Below are 2,116 nucleotides of genomic sequence, written 5' to 3' on the forward strand. Positions count from 1 at the left end.
AGTAGCTGAAAGCACATTATGCAGATCCAGAGCCCCCAACAGTAGAAGAAGATAGCGTTCCAGGGATCCCAGACGTGCGTTTTGATGCCTACGACCCGGGCGAGGGGTTTTACGACGAGCTGTTTTTGGGGCGTAACCAGCCCCGTCCTGAGGCGATCCCGCTGATTGAGCGCATTCATTCTCTGGAAGAAGGGGAACTGCAGCAGCGGCAAGCGGCGGCGCAGGCGGCCCTCTTTCAAATGGGGGTGACCTTCAACGTCTATGGCGATAGCCAGGGCACGGAGCGAATTTTCCCCTTTGACATCATTCCCCGCATCGTCTCGGCTTCCGAGTGGCAGCGGCTGGAGAAGGGTCTCAAGCAGCGCATCCACGCCCTCAACCTGTTCATCGACGATGTCTATCACGACCAGAAGATCCTTAAGGATGGGGTGATCCCTGCCGAGCTGATCGAGACGGCCAAGGGATTTCTGCGGCCCTGTGTGGGGCTCAACCCACCGGGGAGAATTTGGTGCCACGTCACCGGCACCGACTTGGTGCGGGATCGGGACGGAACTTGGTACGTGCTGGAAGATAACCTGCGCTGTCCGTCGGGAATCTCCTACGTGCTGGAAAATCGGCGGGTGATGAAAAGCACCTTTCCCTCCCTGTTCAACACCATGGGGATCCGCCCGGTGGACGATTACCCCAGCCACTTGTTGGATACTCTGCTCTACCTGGCGCCGCCGCAACTGGCCAATCCAACGGTGGTGGTGCTCACCCCCGGCATCTACAACTCCGCCTACTTCGAGCATTCTTTCCTCGCCCAGCAGATGGGGGTGGAGCTGGTGGAAGGGCGGGATCTGGTGGTGGCCGATGGCTATTTGCAAATGCGCACCACCAAGGGGCTGCAGCGGGTGGATGTGATCTACCGCCGTATCGACGACGACTTCATCGATCCGCTGGCCTTTCGCCCCGATTCTCTACTGGGGGTTCCGGGCCTGTTTGAGGTTTATCGGTCAGGGCGGCTGGCGATTGCCAACGCTTTGGGAACAGGGGTGGCGGACGACAAGGTGATCTACGCCTATGTGCCGCAGATGATCCGCTACTACCTGGGAGAAGAGGCCATTTTGCCCAACGTGCCCACCTACCTCTGCTGGGATCCTAAGGATCAGGCGTACGTACTGGAAAACCTGGACAAGCTGGTGGTGAAGGCAGCCAACGAGTCGGGTGGCTACGGCATGTTGATGGGATCCCAGGCCACACCGGAAGAGCGGGCTGCTTTTGCCGAGAAAATCCGCGCCCAACCGCGCAACTACATCGCCCAACCCACCCTGTGCCTTTCTCGCGTGCCCACCTTGGTGGATCGGGGAGAAGGCCCCCGTCTAGAACCCTGTCATGTGGACTTGCGGCCCTATATCCTCTACGGCAAAGAGATCTACGTTCACCCAGGGGGGCTGACCCGCGTCGCCCTCAAGAAGGGATCCCTGGTGGTGAACTCCTCCCAGGGGGGCGGCAGCAAAGATACCTGGGTGCTCTGTGTGGATCCCGGCTGTTGAGAGACGGCTGGCAAAATAGGCTCAAAGTCGCTCGCCCGAACCTCTGCTCCACCGGCCAAAGCGGCTGGCATGCTGAAGCGCCAAATCCACGTAGTGCTGGGCGTGAAGGCGCAGTTGCTCGACCTCTTCCTCGGTGAGGGTGCGGATAACCTTAGCCGGGATCCCCGCCGCCAAAGAGCGAGGTGGCACAGACCGGGTGACCACCGCTCCAGCTCCCACCATGCTGCCTGCCCCGATGGTGACCCCGTTCAAGATAATGGCCCCAATCCCGATCAGACATCCCCCCTCGATGTGGGCACTGTGGATGACCGCTCGATGGCCTACGGTCACTTCCTCGCCAACCAGGGTCGGCTGTCCGGGATCCCCGTGCAGAATGGCTCCATCTTGGATATTGCTGCGGCGGCCAATGACAATGGGCGAGAGATCCCCCCGCAAGATGGCCCCGTACCAGATGCTCACCGCTTCCGCAAGTTGGACATCGCCGATCAGTGTGGCATTGGCGGCAATAAAGGCTGCCTCATCTACTCCCGTCGGCTGCCGATCCAGCCCAATTGGCCAGGTGTCCTGTTTTTCTCGTTGCA

General features: G+C 60.3%; 2 protein-coding genes. One reads left to right on the forward strand and one right to left on the reverse strand.

What is annotated here, in order from left to right; genetic code table 11:
- Positions 1-74: 74 nt before the first annotated feature.
- A complete protein-coding gene (locus ACVWZ1_RS14330; protein ID WP_457466427.1) occupies positions 75-1,535 on the forward strand; it encodes a circularly permuted type 2 ATP-grasp protein in 1,461 nt (486 codons plus the stop codon).
- Positions 1,536-1,556: 21 nt separating this feature from the next.
- Here ACVWZ1_RS14330 and ACVWZ1_RS14335 read toward each other — a convergent pair.
- On the reverse strand, positions 1,557-2,116 hold a 560-nt coding region (locus tag ACVWZ1_RS14335; protein WP_457503743.1), incomplete at its 5' end, for a gamma carbonic anhydrase family protein.

This window comes from Thermostichus sp. MS-CIW-25, assembly GCF_054060015.1.